The organism is Leclercia sp. UBA5958 (assembly GCF_002430365.1).
Lineage (GTDB): Bacteria > Pseudomonadota > Gammaproteobacteria > Enterobacterales > Enterobacteriaceae > Enterobacter > Enterobacter pneumoniae.
Genome location: NZ_DJCE01000012.1, coordinates 401,461 through 424,442 on the forward strand (window position 1 = coordinate 401,461; position 22,982 = coordinate 424,442).

The window sequence follows — 22,982 nt, forward strand, 5'->3', positions numbered from 1 at the left end:
AACCGTGGCGAAAGCTCCAAAACGCGCATTTGTCTGTAATGAATGTGGTGCGGATTATCCGCGCTGGCAGGGGCAGTGCAGCGCCTGTCATGCCTGGAACACCATCACCGAAGTGCGTGTGGCCGCTTCGCCAACCGTTGCCCGCAACGAGCGCCTGACGGGCTATGCGGGTAATGCGGGCGTTTCGAAGGTCCAGAAGCTGTCTGAAATCAGCCTGGAAGCGCTGCCGCGTTTCTCTACCGGTTTCAAAGAGTTTGACCGCGTGCTGGGCGGCGGCGTTGTGCCGGGAAGCGCCATTCTGATTGGCGGGAGCCCGGGCGCCGGGAAATCCACGCTGCTATTACAGACGCTGTGCAAACTGAGCGAACAGATGAAAACCCTGTACGTCACCGGGGAAGAGTCGCTGCAGCAGGTGGCAATGCGCGCCCACCGCCTGGGTCTGCCCACCGGCAACCTGAACATGCTGTCGGAAACCAGCATCGAGCAGATCTGCATGATCGCTGATGAAGAGCAGCCTAAGCTGATGGTGATCGACTCCATTCAGGTGATGCACATGGCCGATGTCCAGTCCTCGCCGGGCAGCGTGGCCCAGGTGCGTGAAACTGCAGCCTACCTGACGCGCTTTGCCAAAACGCGGGGTGTGGCCATTGTAATGGTGGGCCACGTGACCAAAGATGGCTCGCTGGCCGGCCCAAAAGTGCTTGAGCACTGTATCGACTGTTCGGTACTGCTGGATGGCGACGCCGATTCCCGTTTCCGTACTCTGCGCAGCCATAAAAACCGCTTTGGCGCGGTCAATGAGCTGGGGGTCTTTGCCATGACCGAACAGGGGCTGCGTGAAGTGAGCAACCCGTCGGCCATCTTCTTAAGCCGCGGCGATGAAGTAACCTCTGGCAGTTCGGTGATGGTGGTCTGGGAAGGGACCCGTCCGCTGCTGGTAGAGATTCAGGCGCTGGTGGATCACTCCATGATGGGCAACCCGCGCCGCGTGGCGGTGGGGCTTGAGCAAAACCGCCTGGCCATTCTGCTGGCGGTGCTGCACCGTCACGGTGGCTTGCAGATGGCGGATCAGGATGTCTTTGTCAACGTCGTGGGCGGCGTGAAGGTCACTGAGACCAGCGCTGACCTGGCATTGTTGCTGGCGATGGTCTCGAGCCTGCGTGACAGGCCGCTGCCGCAGGATCTGGTGGTCTTTGGTGAAGTGGGGCTGGCCGGGGAGATTCGCCCCGTACCGAGCGGCCAGGAGCGTATCTCCGAGGCCGCAAAACATGGCTTCCGTCGGGCCATTGTGCCGGCAGCCAACGTACCGAAAAAATTGCCTGAAGGGATGAAAGTCTTCCCGGTTAAAAAACTCTCTGATGCGTTAAGCGTTTTTGACGACTTATAATTATGCATTCGATGTTGCAGGAGGCACCGTAATTTATGTCGTCATTTGACTATATCAAGACCGCGATTCGCCAGAAGGGCTGTACGTTACAGCAGGTGGCGGAAGCCAGCGGCATGACCAAAGGCTACCTAAGCCAACTGCTTAACGCCAAAATCAAAAGCCCCAGTGCGCAAAAACTTGAAGCGCTGCACCGTTTTCTGGGGCTCGAATTCCCGCGCCTTCAGAAGAACATCGGAGTGGTGTTCGGCAAGTTTTACCCCCTGCATACGGGCCATATCTATCTGATTCAGCGCGCCTGTAGCCAGGTGGATGAGCTGCACATCATCATGGGCTACGACGATAAACGCGACCGTGAGCTGTTTGAGGCGAGTGCGATGTCCCAGCAGCCGACGGTGTCGGATCGTCTGCGCTGGCTGCTGCAAACCTTTAAGTATCAAAAAAATATCCGTATCCACGCTTTCAACGAAGAGGGGATGGAGCCGTATCCCCACGGCTGGGACGTCTGGAGTAATGGCATCCAGGCGTTTATGGAAGAGAAGGGGATTCAGCCGAACTCGATCTACACCTCTGAAGAGTCTGACGCATCCCAGTATCTGCAGCATCTGGGAACCGAAACGGTGCTTATCGATCCTAAACGGACGTTTATGAACATCAGCGGCGCGCAGATCCGCGAAAACCCGTTCCGCTACTGGGAGTACATTCCCACCGAGGTTAAGCCGTTCTTCGTGCGTACCGTAGCGATTCTGGGCGGTGAGTCGAGCGGTAAATCGACGCTGGTGAACAAGCTGGCAAACATCTTTAACACTACCAGCGCATGGGAGTACGGGCGGGATTACGTCTTCTCACATCTGGGCGGTGACGAGATGGCGCTGCAGTATTCCGATTACGATAAAATTGCGCTTGGGCATGCCCAGTACATTGATTTCGCGGTGAAATATGCCAATAAGGTCGCTTTCATCGATACCGATTTCGTTACTACTCAGGCGTTTTGTAAGAAGTACGAAGGGCGCGAGCACCCGTTCGTGCAGGCGCTGATTGATGAGTATCGCTTCGACCTGGTGATCCTGCTGGAGAACAACACGCCGTGGGTTGCAGACGGTATGCGTAGCCTCGGCAGCTCCGTGGACAGGAAAGAGTTCCAGACCATGCTGGTGGAGATGCTTAACGAGAATAACGTTGAGTTTGTGCACGTTGAAGCGTCGGATTACGACACCCGTTTCCTGCGCTGCGTAGAGCTGGTGAAGGCGATGATGGGGGAGCAGGGGTAGATTGCTTTTCCCTCATCCCCGCCCCTCCCACGGGGAGAGGGAGCGTGAAATCCCCTCTCCCCGTGGGAGAGGGTTAGGGCAGCAGACCGCTCAATACGCCACAACCACTTTTCCGCGCATATGCCCTTCCAGCACTTTACGGTGCGCCTCAGTGATGCTCTCTACGCTCAGACCATGCAGCGTCTCGCTGAGGGAACTCTCCACCACACCTTCATCCACCAGCTTCGCCACTGCGTTTAAAATCTCGCCCTGACGTGCCATATCTGCGGTCTGGTACATGCTGCGGGTATACATAAACTCCCAGTGCAGGGCGGCGGATTTGGACTTCAGCTTGTCCTGATTCAACGGATGCGCGTTCTCAACGATGGTACAGATATGCCCCTGCGGCGCAATCAGCTCACTGACTGCATCCCAGTGGCCATCGGTATCATTAAGAATAAAGATGTAATCGACGAAGTTAATCCCCTGTTTCGCCAGCTCACCTTTTAGATCGCGGTAGTTCACGACCATATCCGCACCGCGATCCCGACACCACTGCGCGGAATCCTCACGCGATGCGGTGGCAATCACCTTCAACTTGCTGTTGTGCTTCGCAAACGGGATCGCCAGCGAGCCGACCCCGCCCGCGCCACCGATAATCAGCAGGGTTTTATCCGCGTCGGCATCCTGTACGTTGAGTCGTTCAAACAGTCCCTCCCAGGCGGTGAGTGCCGTCAGGGGCAGGGCGGCAGCAGCGGCCCAGTCGAGGCGGGTGGGTTTATGGCCAACAATGCGTGCATCAATCAGCTGGTGCGTAGTGTTGCTGCCTGGACGGGTAATATCGCCGGCATACCAGACCTCATCACCTTCTTTAAAACCCGTGACGGCGCTTCCTGCGGCTTTGACTATGCCGCTGGCATCCCAGCCGAGAATACGCGGTTCCTGTAGGCCGTTTTTAGCTATCCCGGCATGGACTTTGGTATCGACCGGGTTAATGGAGACGGCCTTCACTTCAACCAGGAGATCGTGCTCACCAGGCTGCGGCATCGGCGGGGTGATTTCAATAAAAGCGGCGGGGTTCGCTGGGTTAACGGCAATGGCTTTAACTGACATGGTGATCTCCTCATTGGAATGCGCTGTGTTGAGGCTAGTCTATTAAGCCATCAGTTGCGTGATAAGATGGACAATCAAGAACGAAGTGTTCGCATAAGGTGAACAATCATGTTTAAACAGCTGCAGGATATGGCGCTCTTTGCGCTGGTAGCGGAGTTGGGCAGCTTTACCTCGGCTGCGCTAAAGGCGGGTCTGCCGAAGTCGAGCGTCAGTCAGCGCATTAGCCAGCTTGAGCAGCAGGTAGGGATCCGCCTGCTCAACCGAACGACCCGCAAACTCAATCTGACGTTTGCCGGGGAGCATTACCTGATTCACTGTCGGGAGATGCTTGCCGCCAGTGAACGCGCCGAGTATGCCATTCAGCGGCTACGGGATAACCCCAGCGGGCGGCTGCGCATCACCTGCCCGGCGGGTCTCGGCGCGACGTTGCTGGCCCATTTGAATGCCGAATTTCAGCGCCGCTATCCGGACGTTTCGCTGGATGTGTCCATCTCTGATGACGTGGTGGATTTGGTTGAGTCGGGCTTTGACGTCGCGTTGCGCACCGGCAAGCCGCAGGACTCCTCCCTGATTGGCCGCATGATTGGCCACTGTCCTCGTTACATGCTGGCCTCGCCGGACTATCTGGCGAGTCGGGCTCCGCTCACCCATCCCAGCCTGCTTGTAGAGCACCGCTGTATTACTCATAAAGCCTGGTCAGAGTGGTTGCTGCAAAGCGAGAGCGAAGATTACCGCTATCTGCCGGATAATGCCCATCTGACCGATAACCTGGTCTACGCCCGGGAGTGTGCTATCGCCGGGGCCGGGATCACGCTGCTCCCCGCGTTCCTGCTGGAAGATAAGATTGAGACAGGGGCGCTGGTAAAGGTGCTGCCGGAGTGGAACGTCGAGGGGAACGACCTGTGGCTGGCCTATCCGAGCCGCAAACTGAACTCGCCTGCGCTAATGAGTTATATCGAGTTTGCAATGCAGTTTGATGAGGTGAAGCGGTTTTACGTGGGAGTGTGAAAAGACGGCCTGATGCCCTTCCCACGGAGAGCCGGAACAAATATAAAAAACGGCAACCGAAGTTGCCGTTTTGCTTTTATTTCGCGATACGCTTGTACTTGATACGCTTTGGCTCCAGCGCATCAGCGCCCAGCGTGCGTTTCTTGTACTCTTCGTATTCGGTGAAGTTACCTTCGAAGAATTCCACTTTACCCTCGTCCTGGTAGTCCAGAATGTGGGTCGCGATACGGTCGAGGAACCAACGGTCGTGCGAGATAACCATCGCGCAGCCCGGGAACTCCAGCAGGGCGTTTTCCAGCGCGCGCAGGGTTTCGATATCCAGGTCGTTGGTCGGTTCATCGAGCAGCAGCACGTTTCCGCCTACCTGCAGCAGTTTCGCCAGGTGCAGACGACCACGCTCACCACCGGAGAGCTCGCCCACGCGTTTACCCTGGTCGGTGCCTTTGAAGTTAAAGCGGCCAACGTAGGCGCGGCTTGGCATCTCGGTGTTGCCGATACGCATGATATCCAGACCGCCGGAGACCTCTTCCCACACGGTTTTACTGTTATCCATCGCGTCACGGAACTGGTCAACGGAGGCCAGCTTCACGGTCTCACCCAGGGTGATAGAGCCGCTGTCAGGCTGTTCCTGACCGGACATCATGCGGAACAGGGTGGATTTACCCGCGCCGTTCGGACCGATGATGCCGACGATCGCCCCTTTCGGCACGGAGAAGCTCAGATCGTCAATCAGCAGGCGGTCGCCGTAGGATTTACGCAGGTTGCTGACTTCCACCACTTTATCCCCCAGACGTGCTCCAGGCGGAATAAACAGTTCGTTGGTTTCGTTACGTTTCTGGTATTCGGTGTTGTTCAGCTCTTCGAAGCGTGCCAGACGGGCTTTACCCTTAGACTGACGGCCTTTCGCACCCTGACGTACCCACTCCAGCTCTTTCTCGATAGACTTGCGACGCGCCGCTTCAGCAGAGGCTTCCTGCGCCAGACGCTGGTCTTTCTGCTCCAGCCAGGAGGAGTAGTTACCTTCCCATGGAATACCTTCGCCACGGTCCAGCTCCAGGATCCAGCCCGCCACGTTGTCGAGGAAGTAACGGTCGTGGGTAATGGCCACGACGGTACCTTCGAAGTCGTGCAGGAAGCGTTCCAGCCAGGCCACGGATTCTGCATCCAGGTGGTTAGTTGGTTCGTCGAGCAGCAGCATGTCTGGTTTTTCCAGCAGCAGGCGGCACAGCGCCACGCGGCGGCGTTCACCACCGGAAAGCTTCTCGACCTTCGCATCCCAGTCTGGCAGACGCAGGGCATCTGCCGCGCGCTCCAGCTGCACGTTCAGGTTATGGCCGTCGTGCGCCTGAATGATCTCTTCGTACTTGCCCTGCTGAGCAGCCAGCTTGTCGAAGTCCGCATCGGGCTCGGCGTATTTTGCGTACACCTCGTCCAGCCCTTTGAGAGCGTTAACCACTTCGGCAACCGCCTCTTCCACGGATTCACGTACGGTGTGTTCCGGGTTTAGCTGCGGCTCCTGCGGCAGGTAGCCGATCTTGATGCCAGGCTGCGGACGGGCTTCGCCTTCGATGTCTGTATCGATGCCGGCCATGATGCGCAGCAGGGTGGACTTACCGGCACCGTTGAGACCCAGAACCCCGATTTTCGCGCCCGGGAAGAAGCTCAGCGAGATATTTTTGAGAATATGACGTTTCGGCGGTACGACTTTGCCGACACGATGCATGGTATAAACGAATTGAGCCACGTTGGACTTCGCCTCTTTTATCGTGATGAGAATAGCTGCGAAGTGTAGCCTTTTTCCCGCCCTAATCCCAGCCACCGACGCCTGGAGTGTTAAAACGCGCAGAAAAGGTAAAAAAGTGTCCGCAACGTGGCGCGCTGCCGGATGCCTGGTTAGCATAAGTGAGTGACGCTTTTACGCGGCAAGATGCTGCATTTAATGATGAATCAAGAGGAAGAGCTTGTGGAAAAAGCCAAACAGGTGGTCTGGCGTCTGCTGGCTGCCAGCGTATGCGTGATGACGATAAACCACGTGGCTCGCGCCGATTCACTGGATGAACAACGTAACCGCTATGCGCAGATCAAGCAGGCCTGGGACAGCCGCCAGATGGATACCGTCCAGGCGCTGATGCCCAGCCTCAAAGACTATCCGCTGTACCCCTACCTGGAATATCGTCAGCTGACTGACGATTTGATGAACCAGCCGACCGTCGCCGTCGCCAACTTCATCCAGGCCAACCCAACGTTGCCGCCTGCGCGTACCCTGCAGTCACGTTTTGTGAATGAACTGGCGCGCCGGGAAGACTGGCGCGGATTGTTGGCTTTCAGCCCGGAAAAACCGGGCACCACAGAAGCACAGTGCAACTACTACTACGCCAAATGGGTTACCGGTCAGCAGGACGAGGCCTGGGCGGGGGCGAAAGCGCTGTGGCTGTCCGGAAAAAGCCAGCCAAACGCCTGTGATTCCCTCTTCGGCGCCTGGCGTGCCTCCGGCAAACAAGATCCGCTGGCCTGGCTCGAACGCATTCGCCTGGCAATGAAAGCTGGCAACACCCGTCTGGTGACCACCCTTGCCGGGCAGATGCCGTCGGAGTATCAAACTATCTCCTCTGCGGTTATCCAGTTAGCGAACAATCCAGACACGGTAATGGATTTTGCCCGCACGACCGGCGCGACCGATTTCACGCGTCAGATGGCGGAGGTGGCCTTTACCAGCGTGGCGCGGGAGGATGCGGAAAACGCCCGCCTGATGATCCCGTCGCTGGCAGAGGCGCAGCAGCTCAACGAGGAGCAGACGCAAGCGCTACGGGACATCGTCGCCTGGCGTTTGATGGGCAATGATGTTACCGATGAACAGGCACGCTGGCGTGATGATGCCATCATGCGTTCGAACTCTACCTCGCTGGTGGAGCGCCGTGTCCGTATGGCGCTGGGAAGTGGCGATCGCCGGGGACTGAATACCTGGCTGGCGCGTCTGCCAATGGATGCGAAAGAGAAAGACGAGTGGCGTTATTGGCAGGCCGATCTGCTGCTGGAGCGTGGCCGGGAGGAAGAGGCGAAGACGATCCTGCATTCCCTGATGCAGCAGCGCGGTTTCTATCCGATGATCTCCGCTCAGCGTCTTGGTGAAGAGTACACCTACAAGATCGATAAAGCGCCGACAACGATCGACCCGGCGCTGGTGCAGGGGCCAGAGATGGCGCGCGTACGCGAGTTAATGTACTGGAACCTGGATAATACCGCGCGCAGTGAGTGGGCCAATCTGGTGACCAGCCGTACCCAGGATGAGAAAGCGCAGCTGGCCCGCTATGCCTTTAACAATCACTGGTGGGATCTTAGCGTGCAGGCCACGATCGCCGGCAAGCTGTGGGATCATCTCGAGGAGCGTTTCCCGCTGGCCTATAACGATCTCTTTGCGCAGTACGTCACTGGCAAAGCGATCCCACAGAGCTACGCGATGGCGATCGCCCGCCAGGAGAGCGCCTGGAATCCAAAAGTACGTTCGCCGGTAGGTGCCAGTGGCCTGATGCAGGTGATGCCCGCCACGGCGACGCATACGGTGAAGATGTTTAATATCCCGGGTTACAGTAGCTCTGCGCAACTGTTGGAGCCGGAGATGAATATCAATATCGGCACCAGCTATCTGCAGCATGTTTATGAGCAGTTTGGTAACAACCGTATCTTCGCCTCAGCGGCCTATAATGCCGGTCCTGGACGCGTACGCACCTGGCTGAATAACAGCGCAGGGCGTATCGACGCGGTCGCCTTCGTTGAAAGCATTCCGTTCTCTGAAACCCGCGGCTATGTGAAAAACGTGCTGGCTTATGATGCCTACTATCGTCACTTCATGGGGCAGAAAGATACTCTGTTGAGTGAGAGTGAGTGGCAGCGACGTTACTGATCGCGGTGGGTTATGTTATGCTTGTACTCGTTTAAGAGTACAACAGGCGGCATAACATGACCCAGCATTCCCCGTATTCCTCGGCAATGGCCGAACAACGCAACCAGGAGTGGCTTCGTTTTGTGGAGCTGCTTCGTCAATCTTATGAGCAAGACTTGCACTTACCGCTGCTGCAGTTAATGCTCACCCCCGACGAGCGCGAAGCGCTGGGCACGCGGGTGCGTATTATCGAAGAGCTTCTGCGCGGTGAAATGAGCCAGCGCGAGCTGAAAAGCGAACTTGGCGCCGGTATTGCCACCATCACCCGAGGCTCAAACAGCCTGAAATCGGCTCCCGTAGAGCTTCGTCACTGGCTCGACTCTGTTCTACTGGGCGATCAGCGATAGATAGCGTTGTGGAACGGACTCAACGCCAGGATCACCGCCTGGTGATAGACGCTCGCGCGCGTGAGTGCCCCGGCAGTAAAGACACCGATCGCCCCCTCTTTACGACCAATCTCATCGATGCCGGTGTAGTGCGACATCACCGGCCCGAGCGCTTCACCTTCTTGCACTTTTCTTAAAATCTTCTCGGGTAACGGCAGGGTTGCCGAGCGGGCTTCGCCGCGCTGATCCCGGCTTTCGATCACCACCCAACTGAATGTCGCCCCTTCGTCGATACCGGCTTCAATGGCGACCCAAAAATCGGCATCCGGTACCGCGGCTTTGGCATTGGCAATGCGATTACGTGCGCCAGCCCGTGTTTCTTCACTGCCGAAAGGCTGTTCCGGGACGCCGCTCTCGACGCTGACGGCGTCAATGTGGCACGATCTTTCGCCGTAGATCTCTTCAAAAGCCTTTAGAATTGCCTGAATTTTGGCAGGATTAGTGGTAGCAGAGACAACATGGTGCATAATTGAACTCGATTCAAAAAAAACTGATCGCAGTATAACGGAAAATAACATGTTACAGGTTTACCTTGTTCGCCACGGTGAAACGCAGTGGAACGCCGAGCGACGTATTCAAGGCCAGTCAGACAGTCCTCTCACCTCCAAAGGGGTGGAACAAGCGTGGCAAGTAGCGGAGCGTGCAAGAACGTTGGGGATCACCCACGTCATTGCCAGCGACCTGGGCCGCACTCAACAAACGGCGCGCATTATCGCAGATGCCTGCGGATGCGAGATCACCCTGGACTCTCGCCTGCGCGAACTGGACATGGGTGTGCTGGAGCAGCGTCACGTCGACTCCCTGACAGACGAAGAGGAGAGCTGGCGTCGAACGCTGGTTAACGGTACGGAAGATGGACGTATTCCTGAAGGTGAGTCCATGCTTGAGCTGAGCCAGCGTATGCACGCGGCGCTGGCAGAGTGCCTGAAGCTGCCGGAGGGGAGTCGTCCTTTGCTGGTAAGCCATGGTATGGCGCTGGGCTGCCTGGTGAGTACTATTCTAGGACTGCCGGCTTACGCTGAGCGCCGCCTGCGTCTGCGCAACTGCTCGCTTTCCCGTATCGACTATCAGGAAAGCCCGTGGCTGGCGTCGGGATGGGTGGTGGAGATGGCAGGGGACATTTCGCATCTGGATGCCCCTGCACTGGACGAACTGCAGCGTTAACGACGAATCGGAATCAGGTATTCGCAGCGCAGGTCGATTGGGCGTTCGTCCGGCTTCACATCGGTGGCCGGGTAGTAACGCTCAATGTCCTGCCCTTTACGGCGGTTCAGATTGAGCATAGGCATGCAGGTGCCGTAAACCGTCAGAATGAAATCCTGCACCCCGGTTCCCAGCCCTTCATAGGTGAACATCACATACTCACCGCCTTCCACTACCACCGGTTTGGCATCATGGACATGGCCGTTGGCCATCTCTGGCGTCAGCGCGGTAGTGTAGAACACCTCTTGTTCGTCATCTTTTTCCTGGCTCGGACGCGTTTCGTTCAGGCCATACAGCAGCGGCGGGATGGCCGGGGCATGGCTCAGGAAGTCACGCCAGAACTGTACGCGCATCTGATGACGAAACTCTGAAATCTGCTCCAGTGAGCAGGAGTAGCTCTGCGTCGTGCCGATAAGGTGCGTTTCAGGCAAGGTAATGAATTCATGCTTAGGCATAGTGAATTCACCCATGCGCAGCGGCGGTCGCATACCAAAGGAGTTCCAGTCCGGCGAGCGGCGATAGAGCGCCGGCGTGAGCGAGAACTGCTTTTTAAAGGCTCGGGTAAAGGTTTGCTGCGAGTCGAAACGGTATTGCAGCGCGATGTCCAGAATCGGACGCGCGGTAAGGCGAAGCGCGACGGCTGATTTAGAGAGCCGACGAGCGCGGATATAGGCACCGATAGCGTGGCCGGTGACATCTTTGAACATCCGTTGTAAATGCCACTTGGAATAACCCGCTTTTGCCGCCACATTATCAAGTGACAAAGGTTGGTCCAGGTGGCCTTCCAGCCAGGTAAGCAGATCGCGAATAATTCCAGACTGATCCATATACTATCCTCATCCTTAAAACAGCAAGAGCCCTGCTAACAGGTTAGCGGATAATAGCATTTTTTGATGTTTAAGCATTCGGTGTTTTTTTTGCGCATTGATGCGTTTTGACCAGTGGATATGAGAACTATTTTCTAATCCTGTGATCTTGCTACCTTTTTCTGCTCACGTGTTGAATAATTACGCAACGCAATTTTCTGATATGGTAACAATATGAAATACAAGAGTTTGATCGCTTTCACGCTCCTTTTTGCTGGCGCTCATTCCGCGCTGGCCGAGCAAATTGGTTCCGTTGACACCGTTTTTAAAGTCTTTGGCCCTGACCACAAAATCGTGGTTGAAGCTTTCGACGATCCTGATGTGAAGAATGTGACTTGCTACATCAGTCGGGCAAAGACGGGCGGCATCAAGGGCGGCCTGGGGCTGGCTGAAGATACCTCCGATGCGGCTATTTCTTGCCAGCAGGTGGGCCCTATTGAGCTCAGCGATAAGATCAAAAAGGGTAAGACAGAAGGGGATGTGGTCTTCCAGAAACGCACATCATTGGTCTTCAAAAAACTGCAGGTCGTGCGTTTTTACGATGCAAAGCGCAACACCCTGGCCTACCTGGCCTACTCCGATAAAGTGGTAGAAGGATCGCCGAAAAACGCGCTCAGCGCGGTGCCAATTATGCCGTGGCATTAATATAAGGACGCAGCATGCAGCAACCGTTGATATGGCTGGTTGAGGATGAAGCCAGCATTGCCGACACCCTCATTTACATGCTTTCGCAGGAGGGGTTTAGGGTCAAAGCGTTTGCCAGGGGTCTGCCTGCGCTGGAGGAAGCCCGGCATCAACTTCCGGCGCTGGCAATCCTTGACGTTGGTTTGCCTGATATCAGCGGTTTTGAGCTGTGCCGCCAGCTGCTGGCGCAGCATCCTCTGCTGCCGGTGTTATTTCTCACTGCCCGTAGTGATGAGGTGGATAAGCTGCTGGGTCTGGAGATGGGGGCCGATGACTACGTGGCGAAGCCTTTCTCACCACGTGAAGTGTGCGCCCGTGTGCGGACTATTCTGCGGCGCTTGCAGAAATCCTCCACACCTGCAGAGATCGTACACATCGGACAGTTTGCGCTTAATGAGCCCGCGGCGCACATCAGCTGGTGCGGCAAACCGCTGCAGCTGACCCGCTATGAATTTTTACTCTTGAAGACGCTGCTGCGTTCCCCAGGACGCGTCTACTCACGGCAGCAGCTGATGGACATGGTCTGGGGAGATGAGGGCGACAGTTTTGACCGCACCGTAGATACTCACATCAAAACCTTGCGCGCCAAGCTGCGGGCTATCAATGGCGATTTGTCACCCATTTGCACCCATCGTGGGCTCGGCTACAGTCTGGGTCTGAATTAATGCGCATCGGAATGCGGCTGTTACTGGGTTATTTTTTGATTGTGGCGATCGCCGCCTGGTTTGTGCTCTCCATCTTCGTACAAGAGGTCAAACCCGGGGTGCGCCGAGCCACCGAAGGGACGCTCATCGACACCGCCACGTTACTGGCCGAAGTCGGGCGCGACGACCTGCTGTCGGGCGACCCGCTAAACGGCAAGCTGGCCCAGGCATTTTCCCGGCTCGCTGCGCGCCCGTTTCGCGCCGATATTGGCGGGATTCATAAAGTCCGTAACGAGTATCACGTCTACATGACCGATGCCCAGGGGCGAGTGGTATTTGACTCCGCTGGCAAAGCCGTGGGGCAGGATTATTCGCGTTGGAATGATGTCTGGCTGACGCTTCGCGGTGAATACGGCGCCCGGAGCACGCAGAGCAATCCCGCAGATCCCGAAAGCACAGTAATGTATGTGGCCGCTCCGGTAACGGAGAACGGCAAAATTATTGGCGTACTGAGCGTTGGCAAACCCAATAGCGCGATGGCACCGGTGATCAAGCGCAGTGAGCGCCGTATTCTGTGGGCCGGTGGCGCTTTGCTGGGTATTGCCCTGATGATTGGCCTGGCGGTGGCCTGGTGGATTAACCGTTCGATAAGCGCGCTGTCACGCTATGCCGATTCCGTCAGCGGCGACAACCCGCTACCGCTGCCCGATCCCGGAAGTAGCGAGCTTCGCAAACTGGCGCAGGCGCTGGAGAATATGCGTATGCGTCTGGAAGGTAAAAATTACATAGAGCAGTATGTTCACGCCCTGACCCATGAGCTGAAGAGCCCCCTAGCCGCCATTCGCGGCGCGGCAGAAATCTTACGGGAATTGCCCCCGCCGGATGTCATTGCGCGCTTTACGGATAACATCCTGGTGCAAAATGCGCGGATGCAGACGCTGGTCGAAAAGCTGCTGGCGCAGGCGCGGCTGGAAAACCGTATCGAAATCAGCGCTACGGCTGTTTCGGTGGATGCACTGTTCCGCCGCCTCCTTGATGCCCGTGCTGCACAGATTCAGGCGAAAAAGCTTAACGTCATCTGCCCGACATCATCGCTGATGGTTCAGGGTGATGAGGAGTTGCTGGAGCAGGCGCTGGGGAATTTGCTGGATAACGCGATGGATTTCTCGCCGCCAGAAGGAACCCTTGCGCTTACGGCCCGCGAAGCGCATCAGCGGGTTATGCTGTGCGTGACGGACAGCGGCAGTGGGATCCCTGACTACGCCCTGCAGCGCGTATTCGAGCGCTTTTACTCCTTACCGCGGGAAAACGGCCTTAAGAGCAGTGGGCTGGGGCTGGCCTTTGTGCAGGAAGTGGCGCGCCTTCATCAGGGAGAGATCCATCTTCACAACCGCAAAGAGGGTGGGGTAGAGGCCGTACTGGAACTTCACCGTCCCTTCACATAACTTCAAATTACCCGCACAGAGCTGCCGTACGCTTTCTCCATCACAAAGGAGAAGGTCATGAAAAAATCCCCCCTGTTCTGGAAAGTTACTACCCTTATCGGCTGCATTATGCTGCTGCTCGTTCCCTTGCTGATGGTCAGTAACCTGACCGATGAGCGCGCCAGCTATCGCGAGGAGGTGGAGAGTGCGCTGCGCCAGAGTACCAGTGGTTCACAGCAGCTGGTCGGCCCGTTGATCGCTATACCGGTTACTGAGGTCTTTTACAAATTCGAGGAGGATAAAAAAGTTGAGCATAAGCGCAGCTTCCTCCATTTTTTGCTGCCGGAATCCCTGGTGGTTGACGGAAATCAACAGGTTGAGTCCCGGAGTATCGGCATTTATGACGGTCAGATTTGGCATACCGATCTTAAGCTTCAGGCGCGGTATAACACCGAAAAACTGGCGCAACTGACAGGCGAAACGCTGACATTGGGGCAGCCGTTTATTGTGGTCGGCGTAGGGGATGCCCGAGGTATTAGCGCGGTGAAAGTATCGCCCGTCAACGGCGAAACGCTTACCGTTGAACCCGGCTCGGGTGTGGCCGGGCAGCTGCCGGGCATTCATATTCCCTTGAGCGGTAAAATTCTGGAAGAGAAAACGATCGCCCTGGAGATGTCACTCAGTCTGAACGGTACAGGAAGCTTCTCGATGGTGCCCGTAGGGCGCAATAGCCAGCTTAACCTGACGAGTAACTGGCCGCATCCCGGCTTTATGGGTGACTATCTGCCCGTAAAGCGTGACATCACTGCCTCAGGGTTCCAGGCACACTGGGAAAGTAGCTGGTTTGCGAATAACCTTGAAAGCCTGTTCAGCGAGAAAGCCCTCCCCGAATGGCACAACGTCCCTGCGTTTAGCGTCACGGTGGCGACGCCGGCGGATCAATATCAGCTGACGGACCGTGCCATCAAATATGCGATTTTGCTTATTACCCTGACGTTTATGGCCTTTTTCGTCTACGAAACCCTGACCAGGCTGCGTCTGCATCCGATGCAGTATCTGCTGGTTGGCCTGTCGCTAGTGCTCTTTTACCTGGTTTTGCTGGCCTGCTCAGAGCATGTAGGATTCACGCCGGCATGGGTCATTGCCAGCCTGCTGGGAGCAATGATGAACGGCATTTACTTACAGGCGGTGCTCAAAAGCTGGAAGCGCGGCGTCGTTTTCGTCATCGCGTTATTGATGCTGGATACGGTGATGTGGTTCCTGCTGCGTTCTGAAGATAGCGCGCTGCTACTGGGTTCAGGCGTACTGGTGCTGGCGCTGTTTGCAGTGATGTACCTGACGCGTCATCTGGACTGGTATGCGTTTTCAACCGTAAAACCGCGTGAGCCAGATGAGGATTCAATGCGGCTATGGAAATAAAAAAAACGGCGCGAGATGCGCCGTTTTTACGTCTTTTGCTGGATTATTCCTGCAAATCACCGCAGAAACGGTAACCTTCACCGTGGATAGTGGCGATGATTTCCGGGGTATCCGGCGTGGATTCGAAATGTTTACGAATGCGACGAATAGTGACATCGACGGTACGGTCGTGCGGCTTCAGCTCACGGCCGGTCATTTTCTTCAGCAGTTCTGCACGAGACTGAATTTTGCCCGGATTTTCGCAGAAGTGCAGCATAGCGCGGAACTCACTGCGTGGCAGTTTATACTGATCGCCATTCGGGCTAACCAGGGAGCGGCTATTGATATCTAATTCCCAACCGTTGAACTTGTAGCTGTCTACGCTGCGGCGCTCTTCGCTGATTGTGCCCAGGTTCATGGTACGGGACAGCAGGTTGCGCGCACGAATGGTCAGCTCGCGAGGGTTGAAAGGTTTGGTGATGTAGTCATCCGCACCGATCTCCAGGCCGAGGATTTTATCCACTTCATTGTCGCGGCCTGTCAGGAACATCAGCGCCACGTTCGCCTGCTCACGCAATTCGCGCGCCAGCAGAAGGCCGTTTTTCCCGGGCAGATTGATGTCCATAATAACCAGGTTGATATCATTTTCAGAAAGGATCTGATGCATCTCTGCGCCATCGGTCGCTTCAAAGACATCGTAGCCTTCTGCTTCGAAAATGCTCTTTAACGTGTTGCGTGTTACCAACTCGTCTTCAACGATAAGAATGTGCGGGGTCTGCATGTTTGCTACCTAAATTGCCAACTAAATCGAAACAGGAAGTACAAAAGTCCCTGACCTGCCTGATACATGTCGCAAATTAACATGACCGGCGTAACGTGACTAAAGTACGTAATTGCGTTCTTGATGCACTTTCCATCAACGTCAACAACATCATTAGCTTGGTCGTGGGTGCTTTCCCTCTGGACCCGACAGTGTCAAAAACGGCTGTCATCCTAACCATTTTAACAGCAACATAACAGGCTAAGTGACACCGGACACCCAATAAAACTACGCTTCGTTGACATATATCAAGTTCAATTGTAGCACGTTAACAGTTTGATGAAATCCTCGTAGCGGATTGCTAGCCTTTGTCACAAATTTTCAATAAACCAACTAGTTGCGCTGATTGATTGATAAACGAGGCGAATCCAATGTCCTGCAACATCTTGTAATGATATTATCATTAATAAACATGAGGATAACCAGCTTTTTTTAACATTATCGCTGAAGTTTCGTTCATAAATAGTTTAGCGATTTTAATTTGTTATGAAACGCTATTTCGGTGATTCGTGTTGCAATTTTGTAAATTCGTGCTGCGTAATATGTTGATGGACATCACAATTTTACGCGCTAACTGCCTAAAAAGAGAGCATTAATGCATTTGTCTATCGTGCTGGTAGCCCCGGCAAGAGCGGAAAATATCGGCGCTGCCGCACGCGCTATGAAGACCATGGGGTTTACCGATCTGCGCATCGTAGCCAGCGAAGCGCACCTGGCAGAGGGTGCCCGTCGCGTTGCCCATGGTTCGGGGGAAATACTCGATAATATAACTACTTACGAAACGCTTGAAGCCGCGCTGCACGATGTTTCCTTTACCGTCGCGACCACCGCACGCAGTCGTTCAAAATTCCATTACTATGCGACGCCCGCCGAACTGGTGCCGCTGATGCAGGAAAAAAGCCAATGGATAAATCGGGCGGCGCTGGTCTTTGGAAGGGAGGATTCGGGTCTCACTAATGAAGAACTGGCGCTCGCCGATGTGCTGACAGGGGTGCCTATGGTGGCCGATTATCCTTCACTCAATTTGGGTCAGGCGGTGATGGTTTACTGTTATCAATTAGCTTCCCTAATGCAAATTCCCGCAGCGCCTGTCGACCAGGCAGATGAAAATCAGCTTCAGGCATTGCGTGCCAGGGTAGAACGTCTTTTATCGACGCTGAATGTGGCAGATGATCAAAAAATGGCTGACTGGATAGCCCAGCGCATTGGCTTACTTGAGCAACGAGACACGGCAATGTTGCACCGATTGCTGCACGATATTGAAAAAAAACTGGCAGAGTAAAATTCTGTTATCACTTTTTGTTATGGATAAAGCTCCGGGTTTGGGGAGCTATTTCGGTCCGATCCGGAATGAAATAAACCCCTCAGCAGCGAGACGTAAAAGCTCCCTGTCAGGGGCTTAAAATAGAAATTCGTTGACTTAGCCGCCCGGATACTTTAACCAATATAGGGATACAGCACAGACAGATAATAATTACAGAGTACACAACATCCATGAAACGCATCAGCATCACCACCATTACTACAACCACCATCATTACCACAGGTAACGATGCGGGCTGACGCGTACAGGAAAAACAGAAAAAAGCCCGCACCTGAACAGTGCGGGCTTTTTTTTCGGCCAAAGATCATGAGGTAATACCATGCGAGTGTTGAAGTTCGGCGGTACATCAGTGGCAAATGCAGAACGTTTTCTGCGGGTTGCCGACATCCTGGAAAGCAATGCCAGGCAGGGGCAGGTAGCAACGGTGCTCTCTGCCCCGGCCAAAATTACTAACCATCTGGTGGCGATGATTGAAAAAACCATCGGTGGCCAGGACGCGCTGGTGAATATCAGCGACGCCGAACGCATTTTCGCCGAGCTGTTGCAGGGCCTGGCCGATGCCCAGCCCGGTTTTCCCCTCGCGCAACTGAAAGCGTTTGTTGAGCAAGAGTTCGCGCAGATCAAACACGTACTGCATGGTATCAGCCTGTTAGGGCAATGCCCGGACAGCATCAATGCGGCGCTCATCTGCCGTGGTGAAAAACTCTCTATCGCTATCATGGCAGGCGTACTGGAAGCGCGTGGCCATAACGTCACCGTGATCGATCCGGTGGAAAAGCTTCTCGCCGTAGGTCACTACCTCGAATCTACCGTTGATATTGCCGAATCGACCCGTCGTATCGCTGCAGGGAAAATTCCTGCCGACCACATGATCCTGATGGCGGGCTTCACCGCCGGAAATGAAAAAGGCGAGCTCGTCGTGCTGGGGCGGAATGGCTCTGACTACTCTGCCGCGGTACTGGCCGCTTGCCTGCGCGCCGACTGTTGTGAGATCTGGACTGACGTCGATGGGGTCTATACTTGCGATCCGCGCCAGGTGCCGGATGCGCGCCTGCTGAAGTCGATGTCTTACCAGGAGGCGATGGAGCTCTCCTACTTCGGCGCCAAAGTGCTCCACCCGCGTACCATCTCTCCGATTGCCCAATTCCAGATCCCCTGCCTGATTAAAAATACGGGTAATCCGCAGGCACCTGGCACGCTGATCGGGGCCAGCAGCGATGCAGATGGCCTGCCGGTGAAAGGCATTTCTAACCTGAACAACATGGCGATGTTCAGCGTCTCTGGTCCCGGAATGAAAGGCATGGTCGGTATGGCGGCCCGCGTGTTTGCCGCCATGTCGCGCAATGGCATCTCGGTGGTACTGATCACCCAATCCTCTTCTGAGTACAGCATCAGTTTTTGCGTCCCTCAGAGCGACTGTCTGCGTGCACGCCGGGCGCTGGAAGAGGAGTTCTATCTGGAGCTGAAAGAGGAGTTGCTTGAGCCGCTCTCCATTCAGGAGCGTCTGGCCGTTATCTCGGTTGTAGGGGATGGCATGCGCACCCTGCGCGGCATCTCCGCGAAGTTCTTTGCCGCACTGGCTCGCGCCAATATCAACATCGTGGCCATTGCGCAGGGCTCTTCTGAGCGTTCAATCTCCGTGGTGGTGGATAATGACGATGCGACGACCGGTGTGCGCGTTACCCACCAGATGCTGTTCAACACCGATCAGGTGATCGAAGTGTTCCTTATCGGCGTAGGCGGCGTTGGCAGCGCGCTGTTGGAGCAGGTCAAGCGCCAGCAGACGTGGCTGAAGAACAAACATATCGATCTGCGCATCTGTGGCGTGGCGAACTCAAAAGCGCTGCTGACCAACGTGCATGGCCTGAATCTGGAAAACTGGCAGGCTGAACTGGCCGAAGCCAAAGAGCCCTTTAACCTTGGGCGCCTGATCCGCCTGGTGAAAGAGTACCATCTGCTCAACCCGGTCATTGTCGACTGTACGTCGAACCAGGTTGTTGCCGATCAGTACGCCGACTTCCTGCGGGAAGGCTTCCACGTGGTCACCCCGAACAAAAAAGCCAACACTTCGTCGATGGCCTATTACCATCAACTGCGCCACGCAGCGGCAAAATCGCGACGCAAATTCCTTTACGATACCAACGTCGGGGCAGGGCTGCCGGTTATCGAAAACCTGCAAAACTTGCTGAATGCCGGCGATGAACTGCAACGTTTCTCCGGGATCCTCTCAGGCTCGCTCTCGTTCATTTTCGGTAAACTCGACGAGGGCATGAGCCTCTCTGAAGCCACCCGATTAGCCCGTGAGATGGGCTACACCGAGCCGGATCCGCGTGATGATCTTTCTGGTATGGATGTGGCGCGTAAGCTGCTGATCCTCGCCCGTGAAACCGGGCGCGAACTGGAGTTGAGCGACATAGTGATCGAACCTGTGCTACCCGCATCCTTCGATGACAAGGGCGACGTGGCTGACTTTATGAGCCGGTTGTCGCAGCTGGACGACCTCTTTGCTGCTCGCGTAGCGAAAGCCCGTGATGAAGGTTGCGTATTGCGCTATGTTGGCAATATCGAAGAGGACGGCGTTTGTCGCGTGAAGATTGCAGAAGTGGACGGTAACGATCCGCTGTTCAAAGTTAAAAACGGCGAGAATGCGCTGGCATTTTACAGTCACTATTATCAGCCATTGCCGTTAGTGCTTCGCGGTTATGGTGCAGGAAATGATGTGACAGCGGCGGGGGTATTTGCCGATCTGTTGCGTACCCTGTCATGGAAGTTAGGAGTTTAAGATGGTTAAAGTTTATGCCCCGGCTTCCAGCGCCAATATGAGCGTCGGGTTTGATGTTCTGGGGGCGGCTGTTACGCCAACCGAGGGCTCTCTGTTGGGCGATATCGTCACTGTCGAAGCGGCTCAGACGTTTAGCCTGCAAAATGTAGGGCGTTTCGCCAGCAAGCTGCCAACGGAACCGCGTGAAAACATTGTTTACCAGTGCTGGGAACGTTTTTGTCAGGAGATAGGGAAAACCGTTCCGGTGGCCATGACCCTTGAAAAGGGGATGCCGATTGGCTCAGGCCTGGGCTCCAGCGCCTGCTCCGTCGTTGCGGCCCTGGTCGCGATGAACGAACACTGCGGCAAACCGCTGAACAATACCCGTCTGCTGGCGCTGATGGGCGAGCTGGAAGGACGCATCTCTGGCAGCATTCATTACGACAATGTGGCCCCTTGCTTCCTGGGCGGCATGCAATTGATGATTGAAGAGAATGGCATCATCAGTCAGCAGGTCCCCGGCTTTGATGAGTGGCTATGGGTGCTGGCCTATCCGGGCATTAAAGTTTCGACCGCCGAAGCGCGTGCCATTCTGCCGGCGCAGTATCGTCGCCAGGACTGTATCGCGCATGGTCGTCACCTGGCAGGCTTCATTCATGCCTGTTATACCCGTCAGCCTCAACTGGCGGCGAAATTGATGAAAGACGTAATAGCCGAGCCGTACCGCACCAGGCTGCTGCCAGGGTTTAACGAGGCGCGTAGCGCCGCCCTGGAGATCGGCGCGGTCGCCTGCGGTATTTCCGGCTCCGGTCCGACGCTGTTCGCACTGTGCGATAAGCCGGATACCGCGCAGCGCGTCGCGGAGTGGCTGGGTAAAAATTACCTGCAAAATCAGGAAGGCTTTGTTCATATTTGCCGTCTGGACACGGCGGGCGCACGAGTACTGGGATAATCGATGAAACTCTACAATCTTAAAGATCACAATGAGCAGGTCAGCTTCGCGCAGGCGGTGACTCAGGGGCTGGGTAAAAACCAGGGGCTCTTCTTTCCGCACGAGCTGCCTGAATTTAGCCTGACCGATATTGATGCGATGCTGGAGATGGATTTTGTCAGCCGCAGCACCAAAATTCTCTCCGCGTTTATTGGCGACGAAATTCCGCAGGAGCTGCTGGAAGAGCGCGTTCGCGCGGCGTTTGCCTTCCCGGCGCCGGTGAGCCAGGTGGAGCCGGACGTAGGGTGCCTGGAGCTGTTCCACGGCCCGACCCTGGCATTCAAAGATTTCGGCGGCCGTTTTATGGCCCAGATGCTGACGCACATCAGCGGCGACAAGCCGGTAACCATTCTGACCGCGACCTCCGGTGATACCGGTGCGGCCGTGGCGCATGCGTTTTATGGTCTGAAAAACGTCCGCGTAGTCATTCTCTATCCGCAGGGCAAAATCAGCCCACTGCAGGAAAAACTGTTCTGCACCCTCGGCGGCAATATTGAAACCGTCGCTATCGACGGGGATTTCGATGCCTGCCAGGCGCTGGTAAAACAGGCCTTCGATGACGAAGAGCTGAAAACGGCGCTGGGCCTGAACTCGGCAAACTCCATCAACATCAGCCGTCTGCTGGCGCAGATCTGTTACTACTTCGAAGCCGTGGCGCAGCTGCCGCAGGAAGCGCGTAATCAGCTGGTGGTCTCTGTTCCGAGCGGTAACTTCGGCGACCTGACGGCAGGCCTGCTGGCAAAATCGCTCGGGCTGCCGGTGAAGCGCTTTATCGCCGCCACCAACGCGAACGATACGGTGCCGCGCTTCCTGAAAGAGGGCAAATGGACGCCAAACGCGACGCAGGCGACGCTCTCGAATGCGATGGACGTTTCCCAGCCTAACAACTGGCCACGCGTGGAAGAGCTGTTCCGTCGCAAGATCTGGCGTCTGGGCGACCTGGGCTACGCCTCTGTCACCGATGAAACCACTAAAGAGACCATGCGCGAACTGAAGCAACTGGGATACACCTCCGAGCCGCACGCGGCGGTGGCGTATCGCGCCCTGCGCGATCAACTGAACCCGGGTGAATATGGTCTGTTCCTTGGCACGGCGCATCCGGCGAAGTTTAAGGAGAGCGTGGATGAAATTCTGGGTGAATCGCTGCCGTTGCCAAAAGAGCTGGCGGATCGTGCCGATTTACCGCTGCTCTCCCATACGCTGCCGGCAGACTTTGCCGAGCTGCGTAAGTTGATGATGACGCGCGCGTAAAAGCCCTTAGCAGTGACACAGGCCCGGAAAGGCGAGATCGCCTTTTCGGGCTTTTTTGTGAAGAAATTATGGAGAAAAATAGCAGTAAAAAAGCAGAAATTCCCAATAAATGCGGTAACTTACAGAATAGGATTGCAGAGAATAACGTCCTCTTAACTCCTCGCGTAATCTCCTTACATCGGCCCACGCTGGGCAAGCTGAATAAGGAGTCACCCATGTCTACACTGAAACCTGCTCTCATCGCGCTTTCACTGATGCTGGTCGCTCCCATGGCGGTACAGGCATCGGAAATCACGCTGTTACCTGCGGTAAAACTGCAGATTGGCGATCGGGATAATCACGGACATTACTGGGATGGCGGCCACTGGCGCGACCATAGCTGGTGGAAGTCACATTACGAATGGCGTGATAACCGCTGGCGCGCCCATGACGCGCATCGTGACCGCCATGACCACCATGACCACCATGACCACCGGGACGATCGCCGTCCGGGACCGGGCTGGAAGCACCACTAACAAGAACCCCGCCTGATGGC

The 22,982-nt window shown here is 55.7% G+C and carries 22 protein-coding genes and 1 other annotated feature; of the genes, 17 read left to right on the forward strand and 5 right to left on the reverse strand.

The window, feature by feature from the left end; all coding sequences use genetic code 11:
* The first annotated feature begins 4 nt into the window (after window positions 1-4).
* Window positions 5-1,387, forward strand: a complete 1,383-nt coding sequence (gene radA, locus B2Q93_RS20260; RefSeq protein WP_040077268.1) for a DNA repair protein RadA — start codon at window positions 5-7, stop codon at window positions 1,385-1,387.
* Between the two features lie 35 nt (window positions 1,388-1,422).
* Complete coding sequence (gene nadR / locus B2Q93_RS20265; protein WP_286934282.1) at window positions 1,423-2,655, forward strand: multifunctional transcriptional regulator/nicotinamide-nucleotide adenylyltransferase/ribosylnicotinamide kinase NadR; 1,233 nt, start codon at window positions 1,423-1,425, stop codon at window positions 2,653-2,655.
* Window positions 2,656-2,745: 90 nt separating this feature from the next.
* Here nadR and B2Q93_RS20270 read toward each other — a convergent pair whose 3' ends face one another.
* Window positions 2,746-3,747 (reverse strand): zinc-binding alcohol dehydrogenase family protein, encoded by a 1,002-nt coding sequence (locus B2Q93_RS20270; RefSeq protein WP_286934284.1) that lies wholly within the window; start codon window positions 3,745-3,747, stop codon window positions 2,746-2,748.
* 108 nt (window positions 3,748-3,855) lie between these two features.
* Here B2Q93_RS20270 and B2Q93_RS20275 point away from each other — a divergent pair, with 108 nt between their 5' ends.
* On the forward strand, window positions 3,856-4,755 hold the full coding sequence (locus tag B2Q93_RS20275; RefSeq protein WP_040077265.1) for a LysR family transcriptional regulator: 900 nt from the start codon (window positions 3,856-3,858) through the stop codon (window positions 4,753-4,755).
* A gap of 76 nt (window positions 4,756-4,831) precedes the next feature.
* Here B2Q93_RS20275 and ettA read toward each other — a convergent pair whose 3' ends face one another.
* Entirely contained in the window at window positions 4,832-6,499 is a 1,668-nt protein-coding gene (gene ettA, locus B2Q93_RS20280; protein WP_040077264.1) for an energy-dependent translational throttle protein EttA, read from the reverse strand.
* Window positions 6,500-6,718: 219 nt separating this feature from the next.
* On the opposite strand from ettA, the gene sltY reads away from it, so the two are divergent.
* Entirely contained in the window at window positions 6,719-8,656 is a 1,938-nt protein-coding gene (gene sltY, locus B2Q93_RS20285; RefSeq protein WP_286934287.1) for a murein transglycosylase, read from the forward strand.
* Between the two features lie 56 nt (window positions 8,657-8,712).
* Window positions 8,713-9,042: a trp operon repressor gene (trpR, locus tag B2Q93_RS20290; RefSeq protein WP_040077262.1), complete on the forward strand. Its 330-nt coding sequence runs from the start codon at window positions 8,713-8,715 to the stop codon at window positions 9,040-9,042.
* Here the strand turns inward: trpR and yjjX are convergent.
* Window positions 9,033-9,548: an inosine/xanthosine triphosphatase gene (gene yjjX, locus B2Q93_RS20295; RefSeq protein ID WP_046885036.1), complete on the reverse strand. Its 516-nt coding sequence runs from the start codon at window positions 9,546-9,548 to the stop codon at window positions 9,033-9,035. The genes trpR and yjjX overlap by 10 nt on opposite strands.
* 49 nt (window positions 9,549-9,597) lie before the next feature.
* On the opposite strand from yjjX, the gene gpmB reads away from it, so the two are divergent.
* A complete protein-coding gene (gene gpmB, locus B2Q93_RS20300; protein WP_207292961.1) occupies window positions 9,598-10,245 on the forward strand; it encodes a 2,3-diphosphoglycerate-dependent phosphoglycerate mutase GpmB in 648 nt (215 codons plus the stop codon).
* Here gpmB and robA read toward each other — a convergent pair.
* Window positions 10,242-11,111 (reverse strand): MDR efflux pump AcrAB transcriptional activator RobA, encoded by an 870-nt coding sequence (gene robA / locus B2Q93_RS20305; protein WP_040077258.1) that lies wholly within the window; start codon window positions 11,109-11,111, stop codon window positions 10,242-10,244. The genes gpmB and robA overlap by 4 nt on opposite strands.
* Before the next feature lie 213 nt (window positions 11,112-11,324).
* On the opposite strand from robA, the gene creA reads away from it, so the two are divergent.
* From creA to creD, 4 genes are read left to right on the forward strand one after another with little or no spacing between them, the layout of a single operon-like run.
* The gene (gene creA / locus B2Q93_RS20310; protein WP_046885034.1) at window positions 11,325-11,795 is read left to right on the forward strand and encodes a protein CreA; all 471 of its coding nucleotides are present in this window, start codon (window positions 11,325-11,327) and stop codon (window positions 11,793-11,795) included.
* A gap of 14 nt (window positions 11,796-11,809) precedes the next feature.
* Complete coding sequence (gene creB / locus B2Q93_RS20315; RefSeq protein ID WP_046885033.1) at window positions 11,810-12,499, forward strand: two-component system response regulator CreB; 690 nt, start codon at window positions 11,810-11,812, stop codon at window positions 12,497-12,499.
* A complete protein-coding gene (gene creC / locus B2Q93_RS20320; protein ID WP_286934292.1) occupies window positions 12,499-13,923 on the forward strand; it encodes a two-component system sensor histidine kinase CreC in 1,425 nt (474 codons plus the stop codon). Before creB ends, creC begins: the two co-directional genes overlap by 1 nt.
* 57 nt (window positions 13,924-13,980) lie before the next feature.
* Window positions 13,981-15,321 carry a cell envelope integrity protein CreD gene (creD, locus tag B2Q93_RS20325; RefSeq protein ID WP_286934294.1) on the forward strand — a complete coding sequence of 447 codons (1,341 nt, stop codon included), beginning with the start codon at window positions 13,981-13,983 and terminating at the stop codon, window positions 15,319-15,321.
* A gap of 43 nt (window positions 15,322-15,364) precedes the next feature.
* On the opposite strand, the gene arcA is transcribed toward creD, so the two are convergent.
* On the reverse strand, window positions 15,365-16,081 hold the full coding sequence (gene arcA, locus B2Q93_RS20330; protein ID WP_040077250.1) for a two-component system response regulator ArcA: 717 nt from the start codon (window positions 16,079-16,081) through the stop codon (window positions 15,365-15,367).
* A 95-nt stretch (window positions 16,082-16,176) separates the two neighbouring features.
* Here arcA and yjjY point away from each other — a divergent pair, with 95 nt between their 5' ends.
* The 7 genes from yjjY (at window position 16,177) to B2Q93_RS20365 (ending at window position 22,962) form a co-directional block, all read left to right on the forward strand.
* On the forward strand, window positions 16,177-16,317 hold the full coding sequence (gene yjjY / locus B2Q93_RS20335; RefSeq protein ID WP_085938930.1) for a protein YjjY: 141 nt from the start codon (window positions 16,177-16,179) through the stop codon (window positions 16,315-16,317).
* A 398-nt stretch (window positions 16,318-16,715) separates the two neighbouring features.
* A complete protein-coding gene (locus B2Q93_RS20340) occupies window positions 16,716-17,402 on the forward strand; it encodes a tRNA/rRNA methyltransferase (RefSeq protein WP_207292965.1) in 687 nt (228 codons plus the stop codon).
* Window positions 17,403-17,614: 212 nt separating this feature from the next.
* Window positions 17,615-17,683, forward strand: a complete 69-nt coding sequence (gene thrL / locus B2Q93_RS20345; RefSeq protein ID WP_072039575.1) for a thr operon leader peptide — start codon at window positions 17,615-17,617, stop codon at window positions 17,681-17,683.
* Window positions 17,622-17,739: a sequence feature (Thr leader region), on the forward strand. It overlaps the preceding gene by 62 nt.
* Window positions 17,740-17,763: 24 nt before the next feature.
* Window positions 17,764-20,226, forward strand: a complete 2,463-nt coding sequence (thrA, locus tag B2Q93_RS20350) for a bifunctional aspartate kinase/homoserine dehydrogenase I (RefSeq protein WP_286934297.1) — start codon at window positions 17,764-17,766, stop codon at window positions 20,224-20,226.
* Between the two features lies 1 nt (window position 20,227).
* Window positions 20,228-21,157, forward strand: a complete 930-nt coding sequence (thrB, locus tag B2Q93_RS20355; RefSeq protein WP_046885028.1) for a homoserine kinase — start codon at window positions 20,228-20,230, stop codon at window positions 21,155-21,157.
* A gap of 3 nt (window positions 21,158-21,160) precedes the next feature.
* Window positions 21,161-22,447 (forward strand): threonine synthase, encoded by a 1,287-nt coding sequence (gene thrC / locus B2Q93_RS20360; RefSeq protein ID WP_040077245.1) that lies wholly within the window; start codon window positions 21,161-21,163, stop codon window positions 22,445-22,447.
* Window positions 22,448-22,662: 215 nt separating this feature from the next.
* Window positions 22,663-22,962: a DUF2502 domain-containing protein gene (locus tag B2Q93_RS20365; protein ID WP_286934300.1), complete on the forward strand. Its 300-nt coding sequence runs from the start codon at window positions 22,663-22,665 to the stop codon at window positions 22,960-22,962.
* Window positions 22,963-22,982 lie beyond the last annotated feature (20 nt).